At 57.1% G+C, this 26496-nt stretch carries 24 protein-coding genes and 3 pseudogenes; 11 read left to right on the top strand and 16 right to left on the bottom strand.

What is annotated here, in order from left to right:
* Positions 1 to 43: 43 nt before the first annotated feature.
* The 5 genes and pseudogenes from AC07OT_RS07880 to AC07OT_RS07860 form a co-directional block, all read right to left on the bottom strand.
* Positions 44 to 565, bottom strand: coding sequence for a DUF1003 domain-containing protein (locus AC07OT_RS07880; protein WP_092358450.1), 522 nt, complete (start codon positions 563 to 565; stop codon positions 44 to 46).
* A gap of 84 nt (positions 566 to 649) precedes the next feature.
* Positions 650 to 1087: pseudogene (locus AC07OT_RS07875) on the bottom strand (methyl-accepting chemotaxis protein); the annotation flags it as partial.
* A gap of 111 nt (positions 1088 to 1198) precedes the next feature.
* Positions 1199 to 1969, bottom strand: a pseudogene (locus AC07OT_RS07870) (PAS domain-containing protein); the annotation flags it as partial.
* A gap of 264 nt (positions 1970 to 2233) precedes the next feature.
* On the bottom strand, positions 2234 to 3292 hold the full coding sequence (locus AC07OT_RS07865; protein WP_495107837.1) for a diguanylate cyclase: 1059 nt from the start codon (positions 3290 to 3292) through the stop codon (positions 2234 to 2236).
* Between the two features lie 190 nt (positions 3293 to 3482).
* Positions 3483 to 4109 (bottom strand): TetR/AcrR family transcriptional regulator, encoded by a 627-nt coding sequence (locus AC07OT_RS07860; RefSeq protein ID WP_495107836.1) that lies wholly within the window; start codon positions 4107 to 4109, stop codon positions 3483 to 3485.
* A 123-nt stretch (positions 4110 to 4232) separates the two neighbouring features.
* Here AC07OT_RS07860 and AC07OT_RS07855 point away from each other — a divergent pair, with 123 nt between their 5' ends.
* From AC07OT_RS07855 to AC07OT_RS07840, 4 genes are all read left to right on the top strand, one after another.
* Positions 4233 to 5291, top strand: a complete 1059-nt coding sequence (locus tag AC07OT_RS07855) for an MBL fold metallo-hydrolase (RefSeq protein ID WP_495107835.1) — start codon at positions 4233 to 4235, stop codon at positions 5289 to 5291.
* 357 nt (positions 5292 to 5648) lie between these two features.
* Positions 5649 to 6185 carry a hypothetical protein gene (locus AC07OT_RS07850; RefSeq protein ID WP_495107834.1) on the top strand — a complete coding sequence of 179 codons (537 nt, stop codon included), beginning with the start codon at positions 5649 to 5651 and terminating at the stop codon, positions 6183 to 6185.
* Positions 6186 to 6286: 101 nt separating this feature from the next.
* The gene (locus AC07OT_RS07845) at positions 6287 to 7792 is read left to right on the top strand and encodes an amidase family protein (protein WP_495107833.1); all 1506 of its coding nucleotides are present in this window, start codon (positions 6287 to 6289) and stop codon (positions 7790 to 7792) included.
* Positions 7793 to 7877: 85 nt separating this feature from the next.
* Entirely contained in the window at positions 7878 to 8435 is a 558-nt protein-coding gene (locus tag AC07OT_RS07840; RefSeq protein ID WP_495107832.1) for an AAA family ATPase, read from the top strand.
* Here AC07OT_RS07840 and AC07OT_RS07835 read toward each other — a convergent pair.
* From AC07OT_RS07835 to AC07OT_RS07785, 11 genes and pseudogenes are all read right to left on the bottom strand, one after another.
* Positions 8365 to 8745 (bottom strand): helix-turn-helix domain-containing protein, encoded by a 381-nt coding sequence (locus AC07OT_RS07835; RefSeq protein WP_495107831.1) that lies wholly within the window; start codon positions 8743 to 8745, stop codon positions 8365 to 8367. The two genes, AC07OT_RS07840 and AC07OT_RS07835, sit on opposite strands and share 71 nt — an antisense overlap.
* A 94-nt stretch (positions 8746 to 8839) precedes the next feature.
* Entirely contained in the window at positions 8840 to 9787 is a 948-nt protein-coding gene (locus AC07OT_RS07830; RefSeq protein WP_495107830.1) for a hypothetical protein, read from the bottom strand.
* Positions 9788 to 9841: 54 nt separating this feature from the next.
* Positions 9842 to 10009: pseudogene (locus AC07OT_RS07825) on the bottom strand (MFS transporter); the annotation flags it as partial.
* A gap of 6 nt (positions 10010 to 10015) precedes the next feature.
* Positions 10016 to 10663, bottom strand: coding sequence for an HAD-IB family hydrolase (locus AC07OT_RS07820; RefSeq protein ID WP_043293519.1), 648 nt, complete (start codon positions 10661 to 10663; stop codon positions 10016 to 10018).
* Positions 10664 to 10735: 72 nt separating this feature from the next.
* The gene (locus tag AC07OT_RS07815) at positions 10736 to 11449 is read right to left on the bottom strand and encodes an HNH endonuclease (RefSeq protein WP_495107829.1); all 714 of its coding nucleotides are present in this window, start codon (positions 11447 to 11449) and stop codon (positions 10736 to 10738) included.
* Between the two features lie 99 nt (positions 11450 to 11548).
* The gene (locus AC07OT_RS07810; RefSeq protein ID WP_495107828.1) at positions 11549 to 12079 is read right to left on the bottom strand and encodes a BRO-N domain-containing protein; all 531 of its coding nucleotides are present in this window, start codon (positions 12077 to 12079) and stop codon (positions 11549 to 11551) included.
* Positions 12080 to 12489: 410 nt separating this feature from the next.
* Positions 12490 to 12699 carry a KTSC domain-containing protein gene (locus AC07OT_RS07805; protein WP_495107827.1) on the bottom strand — a complete coding sequence of 70 codons (210 nt, stop codon included), beginning with the start codon at positions 12697 to 12699 and terminating at the stop codon, positions 12490 to 12492.
* Entirely contained in the window at positions 12700 to 14478 is a 1779-nt protein-coding gene (locus tag AC07OT_RS07800) for an ATP-binding protein (protein ID WP_495107826.1), read from the bottom strand.
* Entirely contained in the window at positions 14471 to 15700 is a 1230-nt protein-coding gene (locus tag AC07OT_RS07795) for an SIR2 family protein (protein WP_495107825.1), read from the bottom strand. The genes AC07OT_RS07800 and AC07OT_RS07795 overlap by 8 nt, the downstream gene beginning before the upstream one ends.
* A 109-nt stretch (positions 15701 to 15809) precedes the next feature.
* Positions 15810 to 17060: a ribonucleotide-diphosphate reductase subunit beta gene (locus tag AC07OT_RS07790; RefSeq protein ID WP_024077017.1), complete on the bottom strand. Its 1251-nt coding sequence runs from the start codon at positions 17058 to 17060 to the stop codon at positions 15810 to 15812.
* 511 nt (positions 17061 to 17571) lie between these two features.
* The gene (locus AC07OT_RS07785) at positions 17572 to 17841 is read right to left on the bottom strand and encodes a DUF2790 domain-containing protein (protein WP_027607759.1); all 270 of its coding nucleotides are present in this window, start codon (positions 17839 to 17841) and stop codon (positions 17572 to 17574) included.
* A 411-nt stretch (positions 17842 to 18252) separates the two neighbouring features.
* Here AC07OT_RS07785 and acs point away from each other — a divergent pair, with 411 nt between their 5' ends.
* The 7 genes from acs (at position 18253) to argR (ending at position 26268) form a co-directional block, all read left to right on the top strand.
* Entirely contained in the window at positions 18253 to 20208 is a 1956-nt protein-coding gene (gene acs / locus AC07OT_RS07780; protein WP_027607760.1) for an acetate--CoA ligase, read from the top strand.
* A 694-nt stretch (positions 20209 to 20902) separates the two neighbouring features.
* Positions 20903 to 21688: an ABC transporter substrate-binding protein gene (locus AC07OT_RS07775; RefSeq protein ID WP_027607761.1), complete on the top strand. Its 786-nt coding sequence runs from the start codon at positions 20903 to 20905 to the stop codon at positions 21686 to 21688.
* A 91-nt stretch (positions 21689 to 21779) separates the two neighbouring features.
* The gene (locus AC07OT_RS07770) at positions 21780 to 22469 is read left to right on the top strand and encodes an ABC transporter permease (RefSeq protein ID WP_010208305.1); all 690 of its coding nucleotides are present in this window, start codon (positions 21780 to 21782) and stop codon (positions 22467 to 22469) included.
* On the top strand, positions 22466 to 23164 hold the full coding sequence (locus tag AC07OT_RS07765; protein WP_065939097.1) for an ABC transporter permease: 699 nt from the start codon (positions 22466 to 22468) through the stop codon (positions 23162 to 23164). Before AC07OT_RS07770 ends, AC07OT_RS07765 begins: the two co-directional genes overlap by 4 nt.
* 1 nt (position 23165) lies before the next feature.
* On the top strand, positions 23166 to 24278 hold the full coding sequence (locus AC07OT_RS07760; RefSeq protein WP_495107824.1) for a succinylglutamate desuccinylase/aspartoacylase family protein: 1113 nt from the start codon (positions 23166 to 23168) through the stop codon (positions 24276 to 24278).
* A gap of 27 nt (positions 24279 to 24305) precedes the next feature.
* Positions 24306 to 25070, top strand: a complete 765-nt coding sequence (locus AC07OT_RS07755) for an ABC transporter ATP-binding protein (protein WP_124528187.1) — start codon at positions 24306 to 24308, stop codon at positions 25068 to 25070.
* 217 nt (positions 25071 to 25287) lie between these two features.
* A complete protein-coding gene (argR, locus tag AC07OT_RS07750) occupies positions 25288 to 26268 on the top strand; it encodes a transcriptional regulator ArgR (RefSeq protein WP_027607764.1) in 981 nt (326 codons plus the stop codon).
* Positions 26269 to 26496 lie beyond the last annotated feature (228 nt).

The following is a 26496-nucleotide window of genomic DNA, read 5'->3' as shown; positions in this document are numbered from 1 at the left end:
CCGCGATCGGGGCAAGCCCCCCTCCCACATGGCATTCGCGTTGTTATTGAGGTTTCCGCACGTAATGCTCATGCATTTCGCACGTCAGGGTTTCGATGTGTTCGGTCAGTTGCTTGGTCATTTCCGTCAGCCGGGTGTTTTGCTCCAGCAATTCGAGCAACTGTCTGGTGGTTTGCGCGGCCTGGGCCTGGCGTTCGGTATTGGCGATGGCCAGGGCTTCACGGTGTTGCGCGTCGGCGTCGGACTGGGCTTTGTCGCGGGCCGCCTGGCGCGTCTGGGCCAGCAGGATCAGCGGCGCGGCATAGGCGGATTGCAGGCTGAAGGCCAGGTTGAGGAGGATGAACGGGTACACGTCGAAGTGGGTAATGCCGGTCACGTTCAGCGCCACCCACAAGATCACGATCGCGGTTTGCGCACCGAGGAAGGTCGGTGTACCAAAGAAGCGCGCAAAGGCCTCGGCCTTGAGGGCAAAGGTATCGTTGCCGAAGGTCGGCGCCAGGTGGGCGTGGCGGCGGTGAAAACGCAGGTGATCGACGGGGGCGGTTTCGGGCTTGTCGGGGGTCATGGTCGGCTCGGGTCATCAACGTTAAGACAGTGAATCACTATAGTCCTGGCGACCTGTCTTACACATGAATAACCCGTGGCCTACTTAGTGGGCCCCCCGCTCATTGGCAAACGCACTCACCGCGTGCACCGCCTCGCTGGTGCCTTCGCGAATCTGCAGCATCACCGTACCGGCCTGGTCGGCCAACTCCACGCCCTGGGCGGCGCGGTCGCGGGTCGCGTCCATGCTGTCGATGGCTTGGCGGGTTTCAGCCTGGATCACCGCGATCATGCTGGAAATCTCCGTGGTGGACCCGCTGGTGCGCGCCGCCAACTGCCGCACTTCATCGGCCACTACGGCAAAACCACGGCCTTGTTCACCCGCGCGCGCCGCTTCGATAGCGGCATTGAGCGCCAGCAGGTTGGTTTGTTCGGCAATGCCGCGAATGGTGTTGACGATGGTGGTGATCTGCTGCGAGCGCTCGCCCAGCTTGGCGATCAGTTGCGAGGAGTTGTCGATGTCCGAGGAAATTTCACGCATGCCGCTGGCTGTTTTCTGGATCACGTCGGCGCCTTTTTCCGCCATGTCTTGGGTGTGCAGGGACAGGTGATAAGCCTGGGCGGCGCTCTGCGCGTCAGCGGCATGTTGTTGCACGCGCGCGGTGATGTCCGAGGCGAATTTCACCACTTTGCGCAGGCGTCCGCTGGCGTCGTACACCGGGTTGTAGCTGGCTTCGAGCCAAACGGGCCGGCCGTTTTTATCCACGCGCTCGAACTGGCCGCTGAACAATTCACCCTGGTTCAGGCGTCGCCAGAACTCGCTGTAGGCTGAGCTCGCGGCGGTCTCTGGGGTGCAGAACAGACGATGATGCTGGCCCTGGATCTGCGCCAGGCTGTAGCCCATGCGCTGCAGAAAGTTGGTGTTGGCGGTGATGATCGTGCCGTCGAGGTTGAACTCGATGACGGCCATGGCCCGGCCGATGGCTTCCAACTTGGCGTTGGCCTCGCTTTCGGCCTGTAGACGCGGGGTAACGTCCAGGGCGTACTTCACCACTTTGATCACACGGCCCGCGTTATCACGCACCGGGGTGTAGCTGGCTTCCAGCCACACCGACTGACCATTGCCGCCCACCCGTTCAAAGGTACCTGATTGGAACTGACCCTTTTGCAGGTTGGCCCAGAGTTGCTGGTACTCGGCGCTGCGGGCGAAGGCGGGCGTGCAGAACATCCGGTGGGATTGGCCTTCGATCTGCTCGGCGCGGTAGCCCAGGGTACTGAGGAAGTTGTCATTGGCCCGCAGCACGAGGCCTTGCGGATCAAATTCGATCACCGCCATGGAGCGTTCGATGGCGTCCAGCAGGCTGGCCTGGTGAGCCACGGTGTGTTGCAGGGAATCAATGGTTTTCTTATGGGCGTTGAATAGCATGTTCGGGGGCTCGGGCAAGCACGCGTCTGGGAGGATCCATGTATAGGCGCCTGCCTCCGTAAGACTTTTGCCCTACGGTTGACCTGCTCATTGTCAGCTCCCTTGTGCTGACAGCGGGGGGTGGAACAACGGGTTAAGAGTCATCAGCCTGACAAGAAGTTCGCCCCATGGGCAGGACCATTTTTGGGTAGGCGACCAATGGAGGCATTATGCTATCTAGTGCGGGGCTGCACGGAGGATTCAGACCTGTGTCGCAGGACAACGTCAGGCGGAACAGGCTATCCGGTCGTCGTTGACACTGACTCGATTACGCCCGGTGTCCTTGGCGGCATAAAGTGCCCGGTCCGCCGCGTTCAGCCACATGGCTGCGTCGGTGAAGCGCGGCTGGAAGTCCGCCAGGCCGATGCTCAGGCTGACGCGCAATTCCGGTATGTGCGGGGTGCGGTAGTTGCCGAATGTTTCGCGCATCTGCTCCATGATCTGCGCCGCTTGCTCCAGAGGCATTTGCGGAAGAATCACACAGAACTCATCGCCCCCGTAACGTCCGGCCAGGTCGTTTTCCCGCAGGTTGCGCCGCAGTTCCAGGCTCAGTTGCCGCAGCACCGTGTCGCCGACGATATGGCCGTGGGTATCGTTGATCCGCTTGAAGTGGTCAATATCGATCAATGCGATGGTGGCGTGGCTTTGCTGCTGCTGGCACTTGTGGAACTTGAGGTGCAGCAGGTCTTTCCACGAGCCGTGGTTGAGCAGGCCGGTGAGGCTGTCGGTGCGGCTCAGGGCACTGAGGGCGCGTTTATGTTCCGAGAGCTTGATCGCCAGTTGATAACAGACCATGCCGATGGCCATAGGGTAGAGGGTCAGCATCGGCAGGCAGGAGTAGACCTGCAGCAGGCTGACGTCGGGGTTGAACTGGATGCCGAACAGCGCCCACGCCACGCCGATCCCCAGCCCCTGGGCGAGCAGGCCACGCAGGAACAGGCGCCGGCCGCCGGCGGCGACGTTGTTCATGGTCATCATCGACAGGATGGTCACGGCTGTCAGCGGCGTGAACTGCGTGGCCGCCGCCCAGAACCCGCCGAGTACCGAGTCATACAGAAAGTTGCGCTGTTCAGCCTGGTAAGGGAACGGCGAGCGGGTGGACAGCTGGTACGCCAGGTGCGCCCAGGCAAACCCATTGAACAGTACTAATGCCCAGACCCAGCCCGGCATGGCGAGCGGGTACAGGGCGCCGGTGACGCTGATGCTGCCGACACCCAGGCCGATGATCCTTGGCTGGTAGATACGCCGGGCAAATGAGAGCCCTTTGCCTCGTCTGTTTTCCATAAATTCCTGGTTCAGCTGTTTTCCACATTTACCGCGGCGCGCGGTCACCGGATCGACCGTTGATCGCATAAGGCCTGTGAATATTGTCAGTTATTCCCATAGGAATAATCAGTGGCCTTCCAGGCCATTTGCGCAAAACAGAGGGCGAATGCGTCAAAAGCGACCACGAATGTCGCTCCTGCAATGGTTTTTACTCGGGGCGGGGGGCGCTGACTTCATAGCCGGCCAGGAACAGGTCAATGGCCGACTCAATGACGCGCGCCTGGTGAGCGGCATCCAGGGTCGGCTGGCCCAACGTGATCTGCGGCCAGAACGCGAAGGCCTTGAGCAGGCTTTGGATCTGGTGGGCGGCAAACGCCGGGTCGGTGCAGGAGAGGCGGCCGTCTTCCTGGGCGGCGCGTACCCACTGGGTAAAGCCTTCTTCGCGCTGGCTCAGGCGGGTGACCATGTCTTGCGCACGTTCCGGCGAGTGGATGGTGGCGGCGATGGCTACCCGGGCCAGATCGAGGAAATTAGTGTCCGACATCATCTTCATCTTGGCTTCCAGCAACCCGCGCAATTGTTCGCGCAGCGGGCGCTCGCTGGTATAGCTGACGTCGAGTTGGGCGACGCTGCTGGCCCAGAGCTGGTGAAGGATTTCGGCGAACAGCTCTTCCTTGCTGGCGAAATGGTTATACACCGTGCGCTTGGAAACCCCTGCGGTGGAGGCAACCTTGTCCATGCTGGTGACCTCGAAGCCGTTATCGCGAAACTCAGCGATGGCCGCTGCCACGATGGCTTGGCGTTTGCGGTTGGTGAGGCGTTGAGGGGCAGTCATGGGTGGCGTTCGGCTCTTGAGGGTAAATTACACTGGGTAGTTTACTTGCTGCGGATTTTGTTGCAATCTTGAAACTACACTGTGCAGTGTAACTTATGAGCGGACCGTAGGAGTCACTCTGTAATGGCCACCATCTCAACCCGCCTCCAGTCTCCACCTGCGGCGCCCAAGCCTGCCGAACAGGACCTGGGGCGCTTCAGCAACGAGGCCCCCGTGCAGCACGGTGGCTTTGGCAAGACCTTGCGTATTTTCTGGAACATGCTGTTTAACAAACCACGCAGCACGCGCCCGGTGGGGCAGATCCCGGTGCAACCGCTGACCCGCGAGCAATTGTTGGCGGCGCCTGATCACAGCGTGTTCCGCCTGGGGCATTCCACCGTATTGCTGAAAATGCGCGGCAAGTTCTGGCTGACCGACCCGGTGTTCGCCGAGCGTGCTTCGCCATTCAGTTGGGCTGGCCCCAAGCGTTTCCACCAGCCGCCTATCCGTCTTGAAGAGCTGCCGCCCCTGGAGGCGGTGATTCTTTCCCACAACCACTACGACCATCTTGACCATAAGGCTGTGGTCCAACTGGCCGACAAGACCCGTTACTTTCTCGCGCCGCTGGGCGTGGGCGACATCCTGGTCAAGTGGGGTGTCGACGCCAGCAAAGTGCGGCAGCTGGATTGGTGGCAAGGCACCGAGGTGGATGGCATTCGCTTTGTCGCCACGCCGGCGCAGCACTTTTCCGGGCGCGGCCTGTTTGATGCCAACCAGACCCTCTGGTGTTCCTGGGTGATGATCGACGGCACGCGCCGCATCTTTTTCAGCGGCGACACAGGCTACTTCGACGGCTTTAAACGCATCGGCGAACAGTACGGCCCGTTCGATCTGACGTTGATGGAAACCGGTGCTTACAACGTCGACTGGCCCCATGTGCACATGCAGCCGGAGCAAACCCTGCAAGCGCATATCGACCTCAGGGGCCGTTGGCTGCTGCCGATCCACAACGGCACTTTCGACCTGGCGTTCCATGCCTGGCACGAACCTTTCGACCGCATCATGGCACTGGCGTGGGAGCGCAATGTGTCGATTACCACACCGCCGATGGGCCAGGCGTTCAGCTTGAACCAGCCGGAGCGTGGATATGCATGGTGGCTGGAAGTGGAAACCCAAGGTGCACAAGAGCACCTTGTGGGCTGAGGGCGCAGAGGTAATGGAAAAGGAGTTTTCAAGCTGTTTCGGGCCTGCGACAGGCTCCGGAGAAGAATGCGATGATCCCCGGAAAATGATTTCAGGGGAGGCGTTCCGATGGACAGCCAATGCAAAAAGTTTTCGCGAGCGGATGCGGTTTGCCAAGTGGGCCAGCCGTTGTCTGCGCTTTTGGATATGACCTATTCGGCCCCTTCATGCCCCCGCCCTTCCACCGATCAAGCACCCCCCCGCAGTATCGCGTTTGATGTCGATCCCCACCCTCAAACCCACCCCAATGGTGGCGTCCTGATCCCCGGGTATAACGTACCGGCACTTCCCATCAGACCCATGCGTGATCCCTCGTTGATGCTGATTGCCTTAAGCGGTATCGAACCAGAGGGCCAGGTGATGGTGGAGGTTCCGCTGGTGCAGAACAACAGTCCCTTTTCCGCCATGCAAATGTTGGCCGGCAGGCGCGTGGGGTATGCCGACCGATATGGGCGTGGCGATGGTCACGAACCGATTCAACACCGAGCGCCCTTCATACGGGCGCTGGACGTTTTGCGCCGGGCCGGGGCGCAACTGATACCGGTGCCGGCGCAACGGGTCGACGGCACCCTCACGTTCAACCTGCACACGCATAATGAAATCGATGAACTTGTAAATGAGTACCGGCTGGATGCTCTCGTGTCGGACAGCCAAAGTGCTGCATTCCATGGCGCGTGCTGGAGTGGTTACCCGAGGTTTGGCGAGGCTCTCGATGGCGGTGGGACGTTGTGGCTCTACGGTGCACGATGGTCGAAGGAATCGTTGGCGGCGCTGGCGCAGGGTTATCGCAATGCTTGTTGCCTGGAAAATGCACAGCATGGGCTACCGGGTGTGTTGAACAATCCCACGGGTTGAACTGCCTGCATCAGGCAGGATGGGGAGAGGGAAGTTTTTAGACTGGCGCACGGCTCAATGATGGTCCTTCGTCATTTCTTACTCTTCTCCCGAGGTGGTTCATGTTTGGAATTGGATATGGTGTGAATGCGTTTGTCAGCCATGCGGCGTCTTGGATGGGGTTGCCGTTGACAGCCGATACCTCCAAGCCGGTACCGCCGGGAACGGAATGGGCCAGTGTTCGCGCGCTCAGTGAACAAATGGCCAGGCCAGGCGGGCTCACGTCGGAAGATCTGGTCACTTTCCTGCAGGAGCGCATTCGCAAACGCGACCCTGGATTAAACGCCATCATCGAGCTCAACCCCCAGGCGCTGGAGATTGCTTGCGAGTTGGATCGCGAGCGCGCCAGCGGCAAGGTCCGAGGACCGCTGCATGGCATTCCCGTGCTCCTCAAGGACAATATCGAGACGGGCGACTCCCAGCAAACCAGCGCAGGCGCCTTTGGGTTGGTGGGGACTGCGGCGATCAAGGACGCGTTTATCGTCGAACGCCTGCGCCAGCAAGGCGCAGTGATCCTGGGCAAAACCAACCTGACCGAACTGGCCGGCTTTCGCGGCAGCCCCGACGGTTTCAGCCACCGGGGCGGGCAAACGCTCAACCCGCATCAAGCGGACGCAGAGGTGGGTGGGTCAAGCTCGGGCTCGGCTGTAGCGGTCGCCGCTGGTTTGGCGCCCTTGGCCGTCGGCACCGAAACCAATGGTTCGATCGTGGTCCCGGCGGCGTTTAACGGGGTGGTCGGTTTCAAGCCGAGCGTGGGCGTGCTGAGCCGCAGCGGCATCATTCCAGCCAGCCATCGACAGGACACGCCGGGGCCCATGACGCGTTCGGTGTTTGATGCCGCGTTGTTGCTCAACGCCATGTCGGGCAGCGACCCTCAGGATTCAGCCAATGTGGATGCCCCCCAAGGCATTGACTACACCGCGTTGCTCAAGCCAGGCGCCTTGAAGGATAAACGTATTGGTTATCCCGCAACCTTTTCCGTGAATGGTGAAAACCTGCCGGTGGACAATAGCCCTCAGTTTCAAAAAACCCTTGATGTGCTTCGCGCACAAGGTGCAGTACTCGTACCGGTGAACATGCGGCTGGCGGATGCATCACGCTATGGCGAACTATTGTTTGCCGATGTGAAGAGTGAGTTGAATGATTACTTGGACAAGCGCGGTGGGCTGCCGGTCAAGTCAGTTTCCGAGTTGATCGCGTTCAATGAAAAACGCGATGGCAGCGACACCGACCACCAGCCGCTGCTCAAGGAAATCGACGCATCCACCCTGACATCCGAGGAGCGCAAGCCGCTATGGGATGCACTTATCCAGGATTTTCGCAGCACAGTGGATGAGCTGATTGACGGTGAAAAGCTCGATGCCGTGGTGTCGGACTTTGAAACGAACAGCTATTTTGCAGTCGCAGTGGCCGGTTATCCGGGGATCTCGGTACCTTCCGGCAAAGACGAGCACGGCATGCCGGCCAGTGCATACTTCTTTGGTGCCCGCTGGACCGAACCCACACTGCTTGCCGTAGCCCATGGCTACGAGCAAGCCGCGAAGGCAGGTTCCAGGACCGGGCGTTGAGCAACAGGCGGTTGTTGGCGTTGGCGTCTACAAACGCAAGGGCTGACGCCTTCAAAAGATACACTCAATGCGATGGAGGGACGCCATGGCCTATCGAATTCATATCCTCGGTGCTGCGGGGGCGGGCACTACCACCCTGGGCAGGGCCTTGGCAGAGAGTCTGAACGTCGCTTACTTCGACACCGACGACTACTACTGGCAGCAAACCGACGCCCCCTTCACCGTTGCCCGGCCCAAGGATGAACGCATTCGCCTGTTGCAGGAGCAGACTGCCGGCCTGGAAGGTTGGGTGGTGTCCGGTTCACTGTGCGGCTGGGGCGACGCGATGATCGCGCAGTTCACCCACGTGGTGTTCCTGCGCCTCGACCCGCACGTGCGCCTGCACCGCCTGCGCCTGAGGGAAGTGCAACGCTACGGTGATGAAATCCTGGAAGGTGGCAGTCGCCACGAGAACAGCGTCGCCTTCCTGGCCTGGGCCGCTCGTTACGACAACGGCAACCACAGCCTACGCAGCCTGCGTCGGCATGAAACCTGGTTGACGGCACTGACCTGTCCGGTGATCCGCTTGGACTCTACGCACCATGGGGTTGGGGCGCTGGTGAATCAATTGATGCCGCTGTTGAGCCCATCAACTGCGACATAATGTTTTGTGCTGCGGGTTCGGCAGGGGCGGTGTCAAACCGCCGTACACTCATGCCCCACCCCGGCGCAAATCCCGGAAAAAACACCAGCCCCTGCGCCTCAAACCGAAACGCCAATGCCAGGCGGGTTTCATCAGCCACGTCGCCCTGGCTTTCGAACTGTTGGATGGCATCCACCGCTACACCCGCCTGGCGGGCGAGCTCCTCGCGGCTCCAGCCCAGCATCGCGCGGGCTTGTACGCTGTGTTTGGCGGTGAATTGATGCAGGACGATCTGCTGTTCTACGAAAGAGCTCATTGCCAGGGAGGACATGGGGTTTCTCCAGGGTTCGACGGGGGAGGACAAACTATACTGTGTTTTTGTACAGTTGTTTTGACCGCTCATCAACTGGATGTTTATCGATCCCCTAATCCAACCCAGGCACGTCCCGAATGATCAGGTGATCGAGGTTCTCGATATTCGCGCTGAACACCCCGAACGTCTGCTCGGGGTTTTTCTTGCTGGGCACGTGTTTCAGCTCCGGTGTGACCCCGTAGAAGAAACAATACAACGCCCGCTCACTGTCCGCCGCCGCCCTGATCTGCTCCAGGAACGCCTTGCGCTTGCGGTAGTTCTCGATGAGCTTTTTGCTCAGGTAGACGTTGACCGAGTAGGGCTTTTTGTCGAGCCACACCTTCTTTTCGAAGTCGATGCGAAAGCTGCTGGTGTAGTCCTTGATCGCTTTGACCTTGCCCCAGTAGATCAGGCCCTTGTTGTCTTGCAGGTATTCGATCTTCTTGAAAAACGTCGCGTAAGTCGCGGTGTGCTCGCCGATTTTCAGCGGCATGTTTTTCAGCTTTTCCTTGTCGTCGATGTTCGACACAAAACACTCCACCGGATGGGCAAACACGCTGGTTTTTTCCGGGGTGGTGTGGCTGGCACTGACAGATTCGCCGCTGCGGGTTGAAAGTGTTTTCGCTGAATCTTGCAGGGCCAGCCCCTCGGTGCCGACCTCCGCGGTTTTACGCTCGTACGTACGACGGGTGAGGACAAATTCCGATGGGAAATTATCCTCACGCTCATCGTCGCTTTCGCCTGCTGCACCCTTGTGGAGACTGGCATAGCGGCAGCCGTCGATATGCCGGGTGCTCGGCGTGTTTTTGAAATGCGGGGTGCGTTGGTAGTTGACGTTCCTGGCGTTGAACGTGCTCAGCACATTGCCTGCTTCGAAGGCGGCACGACAGACATCGTTGGGGCACAGGAAACTGTCCTGGTCGGAATCGTAGGCGGCGGTTTCGTCGAAATTCAGGTCTCGTACGTCGTAGATCGACAGCTTGTCATCGAGACTCAGGCTGTAGGCCGTGTCGAATTTCATGGAGCTCGGGTCCGTGAGAGGTTTCGCTATTAATAGCGGGAACCCGCGCAAATATCAGCTAGAACCTGCAACCCGCCGTCCGCTCAGGAAGCACAAGGTCCCACCTATCGCCGTGAGTGCACCCAAGGCATAGAACATGCTGGCCGGCGGCGCGTTGATCAGCAGATACCCGCATATCACCGGGCTCATTGCCCCACCGAACGCCGCCAGGTTCTGCGCCCCCCCGCATCACCGCTGCAACCGAGCCCGCTTTTTCTTCTTCGCATGAAAATGCCGAAAATGCGCATCCTGCGCCGCCGCCAACAACTCCCGATCCCCACGCGTATCGCCCCAGGCCCGCAGTCGATATTCGCCCAAATCGCCATACACCGCTTCCAGCCTTAGCACCTTATTCTCACACCGGCAGTTATTCCCGGTGAGCTTGCCGGTCAACACCCCGTCGACCACCTCAAGCTCGGTGCCAATCAACTTGATCCCGAGCCGATCAGCAAACGGCTGCAACACCAACGCCGGCGACGCCGAACACAGCGTCACCACCGCCCCCGAGCCCAACTCCTGCTCCACCGACAACACCCCGGCCGGGCGCATCAATCGTGCCCAATTGCGCTGGCAATACTCCTCGGCCTTCTGCTGCACCCACGTCTTCTCCACCCCGGTCATAAAGGTGCGGATCAACTGCGCCTTCAACTCATCCCGGCTGATCTGCCGCACCAAAAAGCGCAGCCCAGGCACCGCCAGCTTGACCATCCGGCCATAAAACTCGCCGGTGCCAAAGGCAAACTTGAGGAAGGGCACGAAACTGTCGTGGTGGGTGAGGGTGCCGTCGAAGTCAAAGACGGAGAGTACTTTGGCATCCACAGGGCCGGCTTCGAGCATGTCTGGGTTCACGGGTTGGCCTCGGTCCTATCTAGTATTTTTTGAGCGTGCATCAGGTGTGACAGCAGGAGTCTACTCCCGTGCCAATCTTCCGACCTTGGCGTAAAGCCCCTCGGTGAAAGCCTCCCGGTCACTCGACCGGTGACAACGCTGATGGCAATTGGGGCACAAGGCTACAGCATTGGTGATGCGATCCGAACCCTTCTGGGCCAGGTGCTTGACGTGATGTACTTCAAGAAATGGCAAACCGTCGACCTCAAACGGCGCGTTAGCGCTGCAGCCTTCGCAGATGCCGTTGGCTTCTTTCAGCACCCAGGCGCGTACCTTTGGGTCGCGAACAAAAGCGGTGCTGACGGTCGAGACCTTCTGCGGCTGGGCAATGCCGTCCGGTAGCTGAGTGAACGGTTGTTGCTGCAGTTTGGACGCGCGGCGGATAAGCGTTTGCTCGTCTGCTGTTTGGGCGGCGTCTTCGGATTCGAATACACCCTGTGCGGCAAGCGCTTGGCGGATGCGTTGTTCGACGCCTGAGCCTACGTTCTTCGCGGGCTTAAAGCCTTTTATCGGCTCCAGGCCCATACGGATAAGAACGGTAGAGATGTTTAGCATGCGGAACTCTACGGAGCCTTTTGCACGACCGGCTATCGGCCCCTCGCGCAAGAGGCGGTTTTCGAGCGCTTTGTTGAAAGGCTGGCCGTTCTTTTCCCTGGCCAACATCTTCAAGTAAGCCTCGACCGCTGCCGCCAACTCCGCGTCGTTCCAGTCCGTGTTGTCTTTCGTAATATCCATACAGCCGCCGAGGGTAGAAAACCCTCGGACGATACTGAGTAGCCATTATTGCGTCTACGAAATTTCCTACGCATTGGTAGGATTTGGCGGTCGTCCGCGTTAGTAGATTCGCTGCTTCATTCGGAAAGGTTGAGTGACCTTGCGCCACCACGGAGTCCTTGCTGACTCTTTCCGATAGGTTCGATTAACCAACAGATATGGCATATCTCGGAGGCGAATCCAGCCTTCATCCTGCCAGTGCAGCAGGTTCAACGACATCTCCGGCCAATCCAACATGCTCAATAGTGGTCGCTCCACCGTTCGGGGCTGACGCTCGTCGCGCAAAGTCGGGACGACTTCATGGGTGAGCCAGCTACGCAGTAGGCGATTCCCAGGTGTGTAGTGATAGACCAGCAACGCGTATGCACCGGACTCGCTAATCATCAGCATTTCTTCCGGCTGACCGTGGAACAGCAGTTTTACGGTTCTTCGTTGGTCTTCATCGAGTTTGCGCGTCGTTCGTTCATCCAGGTACCAGCCCATCAAACGCCCAAGTTCGCGAGCGCAAAACCAGGGTTGGTTTTCCAGAAGGAGGGCGTGCAAAGGAAGGTTTTGACGGGTAAAGACGGTGGGGACAAAAGGGTCATACATGGCACACCTCCGGGTTGGGAAGTGCTTGAAGGATGGCTCTTACCTTGAAGGATGGCTCTTACGCAGTAGATAGCCTTCGCAAGGAAGGTGAAAATTCTAGGCATTTTCCATTACCTCTGTGTGATGTCAGCTTTCTTAGGGCTGGGTGCCGGGAGTTAAGAAACCCCACACAGAGGGCCGGACATATTCCCCTTTCGGGTCTTGTATTAGCCCACTCCCGGCATAACAGAGATTTTCGATGCCCACGGGGCAACCGTAGGCACAAAAAAGCCGCTACTGTCGGGTGCGGTCAGTCCGCTGTGTGAGGTGTTTCTTAGGCACCAAGCTGGAAGCCTATTGGCTTCCAGGGGTTCGGTCAAGACTGAGAGCGCGGGTAAATTAAATTTATCTTTGGGCTACTTTATAGTGTTTCAGATTTCGTTATAGCTATAAATGTTCTTTATGTTCGCATGAAAGTAACCTCCGGGGGAGCCAGCATTTACCAAACTATCAAATTCACTTTCTGGGACGTCATAATACTCGTAGACTTTTCCACTAAGAAACTCAATTTGGAGTGAGGAGGTAGCAGCGTCGTACCCAACACTTGCAATATTGCTGGAGCTTACTGGGGTTCTTTCCATTTATATTTCTTCCTTTCTAATTACCTGGTTTCGCCAGGCCGATACTAATGGCTCATAATTTTCTACAGCTCTATCCTTCGCCCAATTCTTTGAGACTTCTGGGTCTTTGCTGTTGGGGTACTTGTTTGAGGGGAGTATATTTATACGACATCTTGTCGGGAGTTTTGCGGCTTCGCCTACTATAATCGCTTCACCTGTTCGTAGTATAGGAAGCGAGTCGATGATACCAGCTAGACCCTCTGACATTGCGGACTTTACTATGCTGCGATCAGTAGAATTATTAATTCTTAAGGCAATAATTGTTCCGCATTGAGATAGAATTGTTTCATCGATTTCTGAAGGTCGCTGACTTACTATCATTGCCCCGACACCAAACTTTCTGCCTTCTTTTGCTATGCGTTGGACCATTTGTTTTGCTAGTCCATCTTCTTTTTTTGATAAGTATCTATGGGCTTCCTCGAGTACTACCAGTAGAGGGCGCTTTCTCATACCAGTATTAAGGTTTTTTCCCCATATTGATGATTCGAAAAGTATATCTAGGATAGAGCCCAGTAATAGGCTTAGGCGAGTGGAAGGCATTCCTGAAAGATCTAAAATTGTAATGGGTTTGTCGTGCCCTAGCCAGTCCATAAGTAATTGGTCTAAATCTTTACTAATAATTCCATCTTTGTCTGGGGACCAGGGTCCAGGGTTCAATAGAAACGAATATTGCGAATCTAGCAATCTGGATTTCATCAGCTCCAGCTGTCTCTTCATTGATCCCGGACCGCCTTTATAAGGAGCGGCTCCTCCCGTCGCAGGCGGTAGAAAGCGTGGAGGGATTAGTTTTTCGGCGTCACCTTCTCCGTTTTCAGCGAAAGCGGGCCTTACATGTTCTTTCTCTTGCCAGTTTACGGTGTCATCGGAATATAACTCATGCCATATTTTTTTTATTCGATAGGGTAAAGGGGAAAGTGTATTGACTGATTCTTCTAGCGTATTCTTTATTTTATTTGTTTTTATAGAAAGCTTTTTTTCATCAATGGTTTTGTCTAAATATTGGGTTTTCTGACTTTCTGTTAAATTTCCACATAAAAATTCCAGTAAGCTTTCTGGTGAGACGCACCAGTATGGAATATAAAGAGGGTTTTTGCTGTCGGGAAGAACCGAGAATACCTTTGCTATATCTCCAAGGGCTGATTCGTACTCGCCATGAATGTCTATTAACAAAATCCTAGAGGACGGCAGGCTTATCGCTTCGTTTTTTGTGACGAGTGATCTGATGATGGACGCTGTGCTGGTTGATTTACCTGAGCCTGTTGATCCCAGAATTGCCGAGTGGCGAGAAACCAATTTGTCTAAGTCTAGACTCACGTCAATTCCATCAGAACTTGAGAGTTTGCCGATGGTAAATTGACCAGTTGAGGACAATCCAAAAATTTTCTTTAAGTCGCTATCTACCACAACATGTACGTCATCTCCGATGCTCGGATATTCGCTAATTCCTCGATCAAATTCACCACCTATCATTTCGCCGACTAGTTCAACTTTTATCCAGCGGCGGCCTTTGGGTATTATATTTTCATCTTCGTTGCCAGAAGACTCATTTGACTCTGAAGTTACGCCAAAAAGCTGATTGTAACCTATAGGTATTTTAATGAAGCTTCCGACTTGACCAATTCTATAGTTCTTACCCTCAATTATTATAATTCCTGACTCCATAGATTCCGCGAGTTCTACTATTATAGAAGAGCTGGAAACTGAACTTATGCTGCCCATGTATGTCGGATTTTTAATCATTTTTCGGATCATCTACGACAGAAAGTTGGAGGTCAAGATCGGACTGTTGTTCCTCTTTTAGGGCAGGAGTGGAACTTTCTATCTCAAATCCGAAATCACCGCCTGCTGTCGCTAGGAAACGGGTTAGGGCATTAAAGTCGCCAAGTTGAAATTCTTTATTTTTAAAATATTCATCTCTAATAGATTGCCAGTTTTTGGCGGGTAATATTCCTGTCCTCCAAGGTGCCTCAACTCCGTTTATTATTGCGCCATCTCGACAGAATAAACTGAAGTTGGGGCAGTTAAATGCGATTTCACGTGCGTGAGGTTCTTTTTCTAAGTTGTTATATTGAAATGCAAATAATGCAGTTGAGGGATTCGCTATAAGACTTTCAGTTATTTTTGAAGATATGTGCGCATCAGCAAATGAGAAGCCGGATGCTATGGTAAGTGTGTCACTTTCATTTAAAAAGTTTTTGAATCGTTCGAATAATGAAGAGAATGGAGCGGCTTGGGTCTGGTCGTATTTTATGTGGGAGGGATAGACCATGTTTGTGTTTGTTGAAAATGGTAGTCTAATTACCTCCTGGTTTTCACTGATTTCCCAGCCTATCGATCCATGTAGTTTCCATAATCTAACCCAGCGTGGTGGTAGATCGTTTCGTGAAATACTTGAAGGGTCGAAGAAAGCGTTTCTTGATCCGCTAAAGCCATCAAAGTAGGGGGTCTTGACTCTTTCAAGTGCTTGTTCTAGTAATAAATCATAATTGGTAGTAAAGATTTCAACGCCGTATCGTCTTTTTATTCCATTTATCCAAGATATTAATTCTGAGTATGGGTTTTTTCCAGCTGGCAGATCTTTGTTTACCACCTGTTTAATGGCGTTGCAGATGTTTTCGGTTAGCTGTGAGAATTTTTTGCTGTCGTAATCGTGGACTGTAGAACTACCAATGACGTCTGCAAGAGTTCTTATTTTTGAAAGAACTTTTTCAAAGTTTCTATCCGGTATTGACTCTTCTATTAGGTTAAATACTGTTAGATCATCTTTCTCTAAGTTGTCTTTGATCGTTTTGGTCAAGCCTACTACGTTCGGAATCAGCGGTTGCCAAGGACCGTCCCCTCCAACATTTATACTAAATGGAGCGCCGGCCCCTAAAAGCAGTCCGATTTTTTTCTTTCCGTTAGTGATTACCTGGCGGAAACCAAACATATATTGATCAGGGTTGTGTACTGACTCGCTCACTGGATGTCCTTATAAAATAGAAAAACCCCGCAATGGCGGGGTCTCTATTTTCGCTACCCCAACATCCATGCTCAGGTAAAGCGCGATCTACAACAAATCTACCGTATCATCAATCCCAGCTAAGCGCACCACCCGTCTGATACTCAATAACCCGAGTCTCAAAGAAATTCTTCTCTTTCTTCAAGTCCATGATTTCACTCATCCACGGGAACGGGTTGGTCGTGCCTGGATACTCTTCCTTCAACCCAATCTGCGACAGGCGACGGTTAGCGATGAACTTGAGGTAATCCTCCATCATCGCCGCGTTCATCCCCAGCACACCGCGCGGCATGGTATCCCGCGCATATTCAATCTCCAGCTGAGTCCCCTGCAGGATCATCTGGGTCGCTTCTTCCTTCATCTCGGCATCCCACAAATGCGGGTTTTCGATCTTGATCTGGTTGATCACATCGATACCGAAGTTCAGGTGCATCGATTCATCGCGCAGGATGTACTGGAACTGTTCGGCAACGCCGGTCATTTTGTTGCGGCGGCCCATGGACAGGATCTGGGTGAAGCCGCAATAGAAGAAGATGCCTTCCAGCACGCAGTAGTAGGCGACCAGGTTGCGCAGCAGTTCCTTGTCGGTGTCGACGGTGCCGGTTTCGAACTTCGGATCGGAGATCGAGCGGGTGTATTTCAGGCCCCAGGCTGCCTTCTTAGCCACCGATGGGATCTCGTGGTACATGTTGAAGATCTCGCCTTCATCCATGGCCAACGATTCGATGCAGTACTGGTAGGCGTGGGTGTGGATCGCTTCTTCGAAGGCCTGGCGCAGGATGTACTGGCGGCACTCCGGGTTGGTGATCAGGCGGTACACGGCCAGGACCAGGTTGTTGGCGACCAGGGAGTCGGCGGTGGAGAAGAAGCCGAGGTTGCGCATGACGATGCGGCGTTCGTCGTCGGTCAGGCCTTCGGGGTTTTTCCACAGGGCGATGTCGGCGGTCATGTTGACCTCTTGCGGCATCCAGTGGTTGGCGCAGCCGTCGAGGTATTTCTGCCAGGCCCAGTCGTACTTGAAGGGCACGAGTTGGTTGAGGTCGGCGCGGCAGTTGATCATGCGCTTTTCGTCAACGGCGACGCGGGCGGAGGCGCCTTCGAGTTCGGCGAGGCCTTCGGCGACGTCGAGTTTGTCCAGGGCGGCCTTGGCGCGCACGATGGCGGCGGAGTCACTGGCGGTGACGGCGCGGGCTTCGATGGCGGCAGCGGCGCCGGCACCGTCGAGGCGGTCCATGTTGGCTTCGGTGGCGTGGCCGGCGTTGGCGCCTTTGGTGGCTACTTCGCCGTCTTCTTCTTTGTCGAATTCGTCCCAGCTCAGCATGACGTGTCGTCTCCTGCGTGAGGGCTCAAAGGTGCCCGTGTGAAACCGGATGGTTGGGTGTTCACACGGCCCTCGGGCCGCGGTGGATCTTAAGGAATCGTTTGTTGCAACAGCTCGCGCAGGCAAATAAACGGAATTGGGTAACGGGTACTGCATGAGGCTTGAGGGGCGGAGCGGTGGATGCATACTCCAGCGCAGGCTCAAGGTCTGGCTCTTCGTCCCCTGTGTAAAGGGATATTGCAGGCCCGATTTACCCGCGCATTATAGGGAAAAATTCGGCTTTGTGTTGCGGCGGATGGTCTCGGATCAGAGACAAAAAGGCGGCTATCTGAGCCAGAGTGAGGGTTTGCGGGGGGTTGGTGGGGTAGGAAATTTTTGACGGGCGGTGGGCTATTTATTGTGGGGAAGAGGGGAGGGCTTTTTGAGGTAAGGAAGGGAGGACCGGTTCTTTGCCGCAAGAACGATTTCTTGCGGCGAATAAGATCCGGGTCTGTTCCAACTAACGAAGTTGTTATCCGTTAGAGCAGCCATTACCCATGACATGGTAATTAAGGATATGGCGCTGACCCTGGGAATCCTCATATTCCATCTTTACCGGTACAACTTCGCAAACTTCCGGGATCGTGCTCATGGACAATACTTTGGCCACATCCAGCTTGGTGCTATAGGTGTAGTCCTCAACAATCGGGGCGTTCTGGCCGGCCAGCTCGGTCGGGGCCTCGTCGGCCAGGGCGGCGGTGGCGCACAAGCTGCTGAGGGCCATAACTACGAGAGCTTTCATTTCTTTACTTACCTTCTTCAGGGCGAAAGGGGTCACGGGGCCCTTGTGAGGCCACGTGTGTAACTTAGGATTGGTTAGTTCGGATTAACGTGCCTTCGTGGGGGCTGTTACGTTGTTAATCACTGTTGTGTTAATCACAATGCCTTGGTTGGCGGAAGTGATTCTAGGCCTGCGGGTTATATTCATATACCCGTGCTTTTGATAAAGACTGTTGGCGGTTTTTGTAACAATCCCGTGGTAAAGGTTTTTTCACCCACCCGCAAAGCCCCGCAGGCTGCGGGCCAGAGCGGCAAACGGGGATAGCAGGGCATTTTGTAGGGTCTTGTTACTACCATCGTCGAATGGTTCTATAGGCCCACCCCGGATACAACTGGGTCATACAACAACAACTATGTCACCGAGGTAAGAAAGATGAGTGCGGCTTCCCTGTACCCCGTTCGCCCCGAAGTAGCAGCCAACACGCTGACCGACGAGGCAACCTACAAGGCCATGTACCAGCAGTCGGTGGTCAACCCCGACGGTTTCTGGCGCGAGCAAGCCAAGCGCCTTGACTGGGTCAAGCCTTTCACCGCGGTGAAGCAGACCTCTTTCGACGATCACCATGTCGACATCAAGTGGTTCGCCGATGGCACCCTGAACGTTTCCTACAACTGCCTGGACCGTCACCTCGCCGAACGTGGCGACCAGGCGGCGATCATCTGGGAGGGCGATGACCCGGCCGAGAGCCGCACCATCACCTACCGCGAGCTGCACGAGGAAGTCTGCAAGTTCGCCAACGCCCTGCGTGGCCAGGATGTGCACCGCGGCGACGTGGTGACCATCTATATGCCGATGATTCCCGAAGCCGTGGTCGCCATGCTGGCGTGTACCCGCATCGGTGCGATCCATTCGGTCGTGTTCGGCGGTTTCTCGCCGGAGGCCCTGGCCGGTCGCATCATCGACTGTAAGTCGAAGGTGGTGATCACTGCCGATGAAGGCATTCGCGCCGGTAAGAAAATTCCGCTGAAGGCCAACGTCGACGACGCGCTGACCAACCCGGAAACCAGCAGCATCCAGAAGGTCATCGTGTGCAAGCGCACCAATGGCCAGATCAAGTGGAACCAGCATCGCGACATCTGGTACGAAGACCTGATGAAGGTGGCGGGCACCGTGTGTGCGCCCAAGGAGATGGGCGCCGAAGAAGCGTTGTTCATCCTCTACACCTCGGGCTCCACCGGCAAGCCTAAAGGCGTGCAGCACACCACCGGCGGCTACCTGTTGTACGCGGCCCTGACCCACGAGCGTGTATTCGACTACCGCCCGGGCGAAATCTACTGGTGCACCGCCGACGTCGGCTGGGTCACCGGTCACACCTATATTGTCTACGGGCCGCTGGCCAATGGCGCGACCACCTTGCTGTTCGAAGGTGTGCCGAACTACCCGGACATCACCCGGGTGGGCAAGATCGTCGACAAGCACAAGGTCAATATCCTCTACACCGCCCCGACCGCGATCCGCGCGATGATGGCGTCCGGCACCGCTGCCTGCGAAGGCGTCGATGGCAGCAGCCTGCGCCTGTTGGGGTCGGTGGGTGAGCCGATCAACCCGGAAGCGTGGGACTGGTACTACAAGAACGTCGGCCAATCCCGTTGCCCGATCGTCGACACCTGGTGGCAGACCGAAACCGGCGCCACCCTGATGAGCCCGCTACCGGGCGCCCATGCACTCAAGCCGGGTTCTGCCGCGCGGCCGTTCTTCGGCGTGGTACCGGCGTTGGTGGACAACCTGGGCAACATCATCGAAGGCGCCGCCGAAGGCAACCTGGTGATTCTCGACTCGTGGCCAGGCCAGGCCCGTACCCTGTACGGCGACCATGACCGTTTTGTCGACACGTACTTCAAGACCTTCCGTGGCATGTACTTCACCGGTGACGGCGCCCGTCGCGATGAAGATGGCTACTGGTGGATCACCGGCCGTGTGGATGACGTGTTGAACGTATCCGGCCACCGTATGGGCACTGCCGAGATCGAAAGCGCCATGGTTGCCCACCCTAAAGTCGCCGAAGCGGCGGTGGTGGGTGTGCCGCACGACATCAAGGGCCAGGGCATCTATGTGTATGTGACCCTGAAGAATGGCGAAGAGCCCAGCGAAGCCCTGCGCCTGGAGCTGAAGAACTGGGTGCGCAAGGAAATCGGGCCGATTGCCTCGCCGGACGTGATCCAGTGGGCACCGGGATTGCCGAAGACGCGCTCGGGGAAAATCATGCGCCGTATCCTGCGCAAGATTGCCACGGCCGAGTACGACGGGCTGGGCGATATTTCCACCCTGGCGGACCCGGGCGTAGTGGCGCATTTGATTGAGACACACAAGACCATGAACGTCGCGTAAGGCGGGCTGGTCAGACAAGCCCCATTCGGTGTGAGCCGGGTGGGGCTTTTTTGTGATTGCTTGAAATCGGAGGAGATCCAATGTGGGAGGGGGCTTGCCCCCGATAGCAGTGGGTCAGTCAACTCATCTATAGCTGAAACACCGCTATCGGGGGCAAGCCCCCTCCCACATTTGGATTGCATTCCAAGGTGGGTATGGAGGAGGAACTGACAGACCCGCATGACCACCAGTCAAATAAATATCGGTTTTTCGCGTAGGAGGTTTCTGAATGTTACCGAGTCGCGCAAATGTGTAACCGCCCGCCCAAACCTGAGGCAAAGGGCTACGCTTATGCCCCGAAAAACCGCGCTTTAGACACCCCGAGCCATAAGATTAAACGCCACACTTGCCGTGCTAGAAGGGTTTGCGAATAATAGGCCCGCAATTTGCAGCATCAACAGGTTTAATATCTTTTGTCTCTGCATAAAATTCAGAGGCTGTCAATGTGCTGGAACCGCTTTCTCAGTGCTTCTGTAAATTGTTGTCGCATTGAGGAAATATCGGCTTCCGGCCTGTCGTTAGAATGCCGATCACTCGCTCGTCGTCTCCACTGTTGAATTGGTGTAGGACGCAGCACCGCTATTCGGTTTCACTCAGTCGCATCGTGGGCCATGGCTCATACTGCTGTTTTGCCCTATACCGATGGAGTCCCAAGATGAAGAAACTCGTGCTGTTGGGCGCCCTGGCGCTGTCCGTGCTGTCCATGCAGGCTTTCGCTGAAGGCAAGCCTCTGAAAATTGGTATCGAAGCGGCTTACCCTCCGTTTGCCTCGAAGGCGCCGGATGGCAGCATCGTCGGTTTTGACTACGATATCGGCAACGCCCTGTGCGAAGAGATGAAGGTCAAGTGCACCTGGGTCGAGCAAGAGTTCGACGGCCTGATCCCGGCGCTCAAGGTGCGCAAGATCGACGCGATCCTGTCGTCCATGTCCATCACCGAAGACCGCAAGAAGTCCGTGGACTTCACCAACCGCTACTACCTGACCCCAGCGCGCCTGGTATTGAAGGAAGGCACCGCCGTCAGCGACAGCCTGGATGAACTCAAAGGCAAGAAGATCGGCGTACAGCGCGGTTCGATCCACGACCGTTTCGCCAAGGAAGTCCTGGCACCTAAAGGCGCCACCGTTGTGCCTTACAGCTCGCAGAACGAAATCTACCTGGACGTGGAGGCCGGTCGCCTCGACGGCACCGTGGCCGACGCCACCCTGTTGCAGGAAGGTTTCCTCGATACGCCAGCCGGTAAAGGCTATGCGTTCACCGGCCCGGCATTCACCGACGTCAAGTACTTCGGCGACGGCGTAGGCATCGCCGTACGCAAGGGCGACAAGGAAAACCTGGACCGCATCAACGCTGCCATCGCCGCGATCCGTGCCAACGGTAAATACAAAGAAATCGAGAAAAAGTACTTCAACTTCGATATTTACGGCCCAGAAGCCAAGTAAGTATTCGCAGCTGTCTGTCCGAAATGGCGCAAGCAACAGAATTCCTGCGGTTTGCGCCATTTTTTCATCCCCCTTTTCGAGGACCTGAATCATGTTGAAAGGCTACGGGGCCGTCATCCTCGATGGCGCATGGTTGACGCTTCAGCTCGCCTTGTCGTCCATGGCCTTGGCCATTGTTCTGGGTCTGATCGGGGTCGCGTTACGCCTGTCGCCGGTGCGCTGGTTGGCCTGGCTGGGTGACTTGTACTCCACGGTGATCCGCGGGATCCCCGACCTGGTGCTGATCCTGCTGATTTTCTACGGCGGTCAGGACCTGCTCAACCGCGTCGCGCCGATGCTCGGCTATGACGACTATATCGACTTGAACCCCTTGGCCGCCGGTATCGGCACCCTGGGTTTCATCTTTGGCGCCTACCTGTCGGAAACCTTCCGTGGCGCCTTCATGGCCATCCCCAAGGGCCAGGCCGAAGCCGGCCTGGCGTATGGCATGAGCAGCTTCCAGGTGTTTTTCCGGGTGATGGTGCCGCAGATGATCCGGCTGGCGATCCCCGGGTTTACCAACAACTGGCTGGTACTCACCAAGGCCACCGCGCTGATCTCGGTGGTGGGCCTGCAAGACATGATGTTCAAGGCCAAGCAGGCGGCTGATGCCACCCGCGAGCCTTTTACCTTCTTCCTCGCAGTGGCGGCGATGTACCTGGTGATCACCAGTGTGTCGTTGCTGGCCCTGCGTCATCTTGAGAAGCGCTACTCGGTAGGCGTAAGGGCGGCTGATCTATGATCTTCGACTACAACGTCATCTGGGAGGCCATGCCGCTGTACCTTGGCGGCCTGCTGACCACCCTGAAACTGCTCGCCATCTCGCTGTTCTTCGGCCTGCTCGCCGCCTTGCCCCTGGGCTTGATGCGTGTGTCCAAGCAACCGGTCGTCAACGGTGCGGCCTGGCTCTACACCTACGTGATCCGCGGCACGCCGATGCTGGTGCAGCTGTTTTTGATCTACTACGGCCTGGCGCAGTTCGAAGCGGTGCGCGAGAGCGTCCTGTGGCCACTGCTGTCCAGTGCGACCTTCTGCGCGTGCCTGGCCTTTGCGATCAACACCAGCGCCTACACCGCCGAGATCATTGCCGGTAGCCTCAAGGCCACCCCCAATGGCGAGATCGAAGCGGCCAAGGCCATGGGCATGTCGCGCTACAAGCTGTACCGCCGCATCCTGCTGCCGTCGGCCCTGCGCCGCGCGCTGCCGCAGTACAGCAACGAAGTGATCATGATGCTGCAGACCACCAGTCTCGCGTCCATCGTCACCCTGATCGACATCACCGGTGCCGCGCGCACGGTCAACGCGCAGTTTTATCTGCCGTTCGAAGCCTACATCACCGCCGGCGTGTTCTACCTGTGCCTGACCTTTATCCTGGTGCGCCTGTTCAAATTGGCCGAGCGCCGCTGGCTGAGCTACCTGGCTCCACGGAAGCACTGATATGGAACGTATCGATCACCTGTTGCCCTGGGGCCACCTGGGCTGCGAGCGCCAGCTGAGCGTGTTCCGTTTCGGCAGTGGCGAGCGCAAGGCCTATATCCAGGCCAGCCTGCACGCCGATGAATTGCCCGGCATGCGCGCCGCGTGGGAACTGAAAAAACGCCTCGCTGAACTTGAAGCGCAAGGTGCCCTCAACGGCGTGATCGAGCTGGTGCCGGTGGCCAACCCGATGGGCCTGGGCCAGTTGCTGCAAGGCAGCCATCAGGGCCGTTTCGAAGTGGGCAGCGGCAAGAATTTCAACCGCGATTTCGTTGAGTTGAGCGAGCCGGTGGCCGAGTTGCTCACAGGCAAGCTGGGGGATGATGCTCACGCCAACGTGCGCATGATTCGCCAGGCGATGGCCGATGCGCTCAACGCATTGCCCGAGCCGAGCAGCCAGTTGCAAGGCATGCAGCGCATCCTGCTGAGCCATGCGTGCAGCGCCGACATTGTCCTCGACCTGCACTGCGACGCCGAAGCCGCACTGCACATGTACGCGCTGCCCCAGCACTGGCCGCAGTGGCGTTCGCTGTCGGCGCACTTGAATGTGAAAGTCGGTCTGCTCGCGGAAGATTCCGGTGGCAGCTCGTTCGATGAGGCCTGCTCGTTGCCGTGGCTGCGGTTGTCTCGCGCCTTCCCCGACGCACAGATCCCGCTGGCCTGCCTGGCGACAACCCTGGAATTGGGCGGTCAGGCGGACACCGGCCGTGACGAAGCGATCTTCCACGCCGAAGGCATCCTCGCGTTTCTTGCCGAGCAAGGCCTGATCAAGGGCGAATGGCCGGCGCCGCAACACGAACCGTGCGAAGGCATGCCCTTCGAAGGCACCGAATTGCTGTTTGCGCCCCACGCCGGGGTGATCAGTTACCTGCGTAAAGCCGGCGACTGGATCGAGAAGGGCGAGCCGATTTTTGAAGTGATTGATCCCCTGGAAGACCGCGTGAGCATTATCTGCGCAGGCACCTCGGGGGTGTTGTTTGCCGTTGAACGGCTACGTTATGCCCAAGCGGGTTTCTGGCTGGCCAAGGTGGCGGGGCGCGAAGCGCTGCGTCACGGGCGCTTGCTCAACGACTGACCACCTGTTTTTGTGAGAACCGACCGCATGTACAAGCTTGAAGTCCAAGACCTGCATAAACGCTATGGCAGTCATGAAGTGCTCAAAGGCGTGTCCCTGGCCGCCGCAGCCGGCGATGTGATCAGCATCATCGGTTCCAGTGGCTCGGGCAAAAGTACCTTTTTGCGTTGCATCAACCTGCTGGAGCAACCCCACGCGGGCAAGATCCTGCTCAATAACGAAGAGCTGAAACTGGTGGCCAACAAGGACGGCGCCATGAAGGCCGCCGACCCTAAGCAGCTGCAACGCATGCGCTCGCGCCTGTCGATGGTGTTCCAGCATTTCAACCTGTGGTCGCACATGACCGCGATTGAAAACGTGATGGAAGCCCCGGTGCACGTGCTGGGCATGTCGAAAAAAGACGCCCGTGAAAAGGCCGAGCACTACCTGGCCAAGGTCGGCGTGGGCCATCGCAAGGATGCGTTCCCGGGCCATATGTCCGGTGGCGAGCAGCAGCGCGTGGCGATTGCCCGAGCCCTGGCGATGGAACCGGAGGTGATGCTGTTCGACGAACCCACCTCGGCCCTCGACCCCGAGCTGGTGGGCGAAGTGCTCAAGGTCATGCAGGACCTGGCCCAGGAAGGCCGCACCATGGTGGTGGTGACCCACGAAATGGGCTTTGCCCGTGAAGTGTCGAACCAGCTGGTGTTCTTGCACAAAGGCATCGTCGAAGAGCGTGGCAACCCGCGGGAAGTGCTGGTCAACCCGCAGTCCGAGCGGTTGCAGCAGTTCCTGTCCGGCAGCTTGAAATAATCAAGGCCGCTGCTCCCCCCTGTAGGAGCGAGCTCGCTCGCGAAGATCGTCAACGATAACGCGGGAAGCCTGATGCCCCGTGGTGTTCTCAGGTTTTTCGCGAGCAAGCTCGCTCCTACAGGAAAGCAGGTCTTTATCGTTTTTAAGCTTTGTGTTGGTTTACGGGCTAGCATTGGCCTCTGTCTTCATTACTGTTACTCGCTTCGGATAGCACTCCATGACCGCCCACAAAATTGGTTTCCTGATTTGGCCCAGCACAAAAGCACTCACGCTTGCGCTGGCTGAGGAGGCCTTGCGCGTTGCTCAGCGGGTGCATCCGGAGGTGGTCTACGAGCTGTCGTTTTTGCTCGCAGAGCCGGCCACCGAAGGCGCCTGGCAACTGCCGGGTGAACCGTGGGCCGGCAAGCTGGAAGGCTTCCAGAAACTGTTCCTGCTGGCGGACGAGCCGCCTGCCGTGATCGCCTCGCAACTGAGTACCGCCCTCAAGCAGTTGGTGCGCGCCGGTTGTGTGATCGGCGGCTTGTCGGCCGGTGTCTACCCGTTGGCCCAGCTCGGCCTGCTCGACGGCTACCGTGCCGCCGTGCACTGGCGTTGGCAGGATGATTTTGCCGAGCGTTTCCCCAAGGTCATCGCCACCAGCCATCTGTTCGACTGGGACCGTGATCGCCTGACCGCCTGCGGCGGTATGTCGGTACTCGACCTGTTGCTGGCGGTGCTGGCCCGTGACCACGGTGCCGAACTGGCCGGTGCGGTGTCGGAAGAGCTGGTGGTGGAGCGCATTCGCGAAGGCGGCGAGCGCCAGCGCATCCCGCTGCAGAACCGCCTGGGCTCCAGCCATCCGAAGCTGACCCAGGCAGTGTTGCTGATGGAAGCCAATATCGAAGAGCCGCTGACCACCGACGAAATCGCCCAGCATGTGTGCGTGTCGCGACGGCAACTGGAGCGGATCTTCAAGCAATACCTCAATCGCGTTCCCAGCCAGTACTACCTGGAACTGCGCCTGAACAAGGCCCGCCAGATGCTCATGCAAACCAGCAAGTCGATCATCCAGATCGGCCTGTCCTGCGGCTTCTCCTCGGGGCCGCACTTCTCCAGCGCCTACCGCAACTTCTTCGGCGCCACCCCGCGTGAAGACCGCAACCAGCGGCGCAGCAGCAGCCCGTTCGAACTCTCGTCGGTGCCGTCCGAGCGTGGTTGACGTGGGGTGAATACGATTGGCGCGGTGTGTCGCGTCCATCGAACAACTTCCCTGCATACTGCCGAAAACCCCTGCATCCGTTTAAACTGCGCCATTGCGACGCTATTTGTCGCATTGGCGTAAACCCGCGTAAAACGGGGGTTGGCGCTATAAGAAGTTGTCGCTTGGCGGCAAGGCCGCGCTGAAAACTGTCCTTACAATCCCTGCATCGCCCGCCAGTTCCAGGCA

The sequence above is a fragment of the Pseudomonas sp. GW821-FHT09C10 genome, assembly GCF_059418085.1.
This window is presented reverse-complemented; position numbering and strand designations above follow the sequence as displayed.

What these genes read in the sequence shown, in the direction of transcription:
- argR (WP_027607764.1), top strand. Translation starts at nt 25,288, where the DNA reads ATGACCGCCCACAAAATTGGTTTCCTGATTTGGCCCAGCACAAAAGCA.
- AC07OT_RS07860 (WP_495107836.1), bottom strand. Translation starts at nt 4,109, where the DNA reads ATGACTGCCCCTCAACGCCTCACCAACCGCAAACGCCAAGCCATCGTG.
- AC07OT_RS07880 (WP_092358450.1), bottom strand. Translation starts at nt 565, where the DNA reads ATGACCCCCGACAAGCCCGAAACCGCCCCCGTCGATCACCTGCGTTTT.
- AC07OT_RS07850 (WP_495107834.1), top strand. Translation starts at nt 5,649, where the DNA reads ATGCTGATTGCCTTAAGCGGTATCGAACCAGAGGGCCAGGTGATGGTG.
- AC07OT_RS07805 (WP_495107827.1), bottom strand. Translation starts at nt 12,699, where the DNA reads ATGGAAAGAACCCCAGTAAGCTCCAGCAATATTGCAAGTGTTGGGTAC.
- AC07OT_RS07845 (WP_495107833.1), top strand. Translation starts at nt 6,287, where the DNA reads ATGTTTGGAATTGGATATGGTGTGAATGCGTTTGTCAGCCATGCGGCG.
- AC07OT_RS07800 (WP_495107826.1), bottom strand. Translation starts at nt 14,478, where the DNA reads ATGATTAAAAATCCGACATACATGGGCAGCATAAGTTCAGTTTCCAGC.
- AC07OT_RS07835 (WP_495107831.1), bottom strand. Translation starts at nt 8,745, where the DNA reads ATGTCCTCCCTGGCAATGAGCTCTTTCGTAGAACAGCAGATCGTCCTG.
- AC07OT_RS07760 (WP_495107824.1), top strand. Translation starts at nt 23,166, where the DNA reads ATGGAACGTATCGATCACCTGTTGCCCTGGGGCCACCTGGGCTGCGAG.
- acs (WP_027607760.1), top strand. Translation starts at nt 18,253, where the DNA reads ATGAGTGCGGCTTCCCTGTACCCCGTTCGCCCCGAAGTAGCAGCCAAC.
- AC07OT_RS07775 (WP_027607761.1), top strand. Translation starts at nt 20,903, where the DNA reads ATGAAGAAACTCGTGCTGTTGGGCGCCCTGGCGCTGTCCGTGCTGTCC.
- AC07OT_RS07765 (WP_065939097.1), top strand. Translation starts at nt 22,466, where the DNA reads ATGATCTTCGACTACAACGTCATCTGGGAGGCCATGCCGCTGTACCTT.
- AC07OT_RS07815 (WP_495107829.1), bottom strand. Translation starts at nt 11,449, where the DNA reads ATGGATATTACGAAAGACAACACGGACTGGAACGACGCGGAGTTGGCG.
- AC07OT_RS07755 (WP_124528187.1), top strand. Translation starts at nt 24,306, where the DNA reads ATGTACAAGCTTGAAGTCCAAGACCTGCATAAACGCTATGGCAGTCAT.
- AC07OT_RS07790 (WP_024077017.1), bottom strand. Translation starts at nt 17,060, where the DNA reads ATGCTGAGCTGGGACGAATTCGACAAAGAAGAAGACGGCGAAGTAGCC.
- AC07OT_RS07865 (WP_495107837.1), bottom strand. Translation starts at nt 3,292, where the DNA reads ATGGAAAACAGACGAGGCAAAGGGCTCTCATTTGCCCGGCGTATCTAC.
- AC07OT_RS07820 (WP_043293519.1), bottom strand. Translation starts at nt 10,663, where the DNA reads ATGCTCGAAGCCGGCCCTGTGGATGCCAAAGTACTCTCCGTCTTTGAC.
- AC07OT_RS07855 (WP_495107835.1), top strand. Translation starts at nt 4,233, where the DNA reads ATGGCCACCATCTCAACCCGCCTCCAGTCTCCACCTGCGGCGCCCAAG.
- AC07OT_RS07840 (WP_495107832.1), top strand. Translation starts at nt 7,878, where the DNA reads ATGGCCTATCGAATTCATATCCTCGGTGCTGCGGGGGCGGGCACTACC.
- AC07OT_RS07785 (WP_027607759.1), bottom strand. Translation starts at nt 17,841, where the DNA reads ATGAAAGCTCTCGTAGTTATGGCCCTCAGCAGCTTGTGCGCCACCGCC.
- AC07OT_RS07770 (WP_010208305.1), top strand. Translation starts at nt 21,780, where the DNA reads ATGTTGAAAGGCTACGGGGCCGTCATCCTCGATGGCGCATGGTTGACG.
- AC07OT_RS07830 (WP_495107830.1), bottom strand. Translation starts at nt 9,787, where the DNA reads ATGAAATTCGACACGGCCTACAGCCTGAGTCTCGATGACAAGCTGTCG.
- AC07OT_RS07810 (WP_495107828.1), bottom strand. Translation starts at nt 12,079, where the DNA reads ATGTATGACCCTTTTGTCCCCACCGTCTTTACCCGTCAAAACCTTCCT.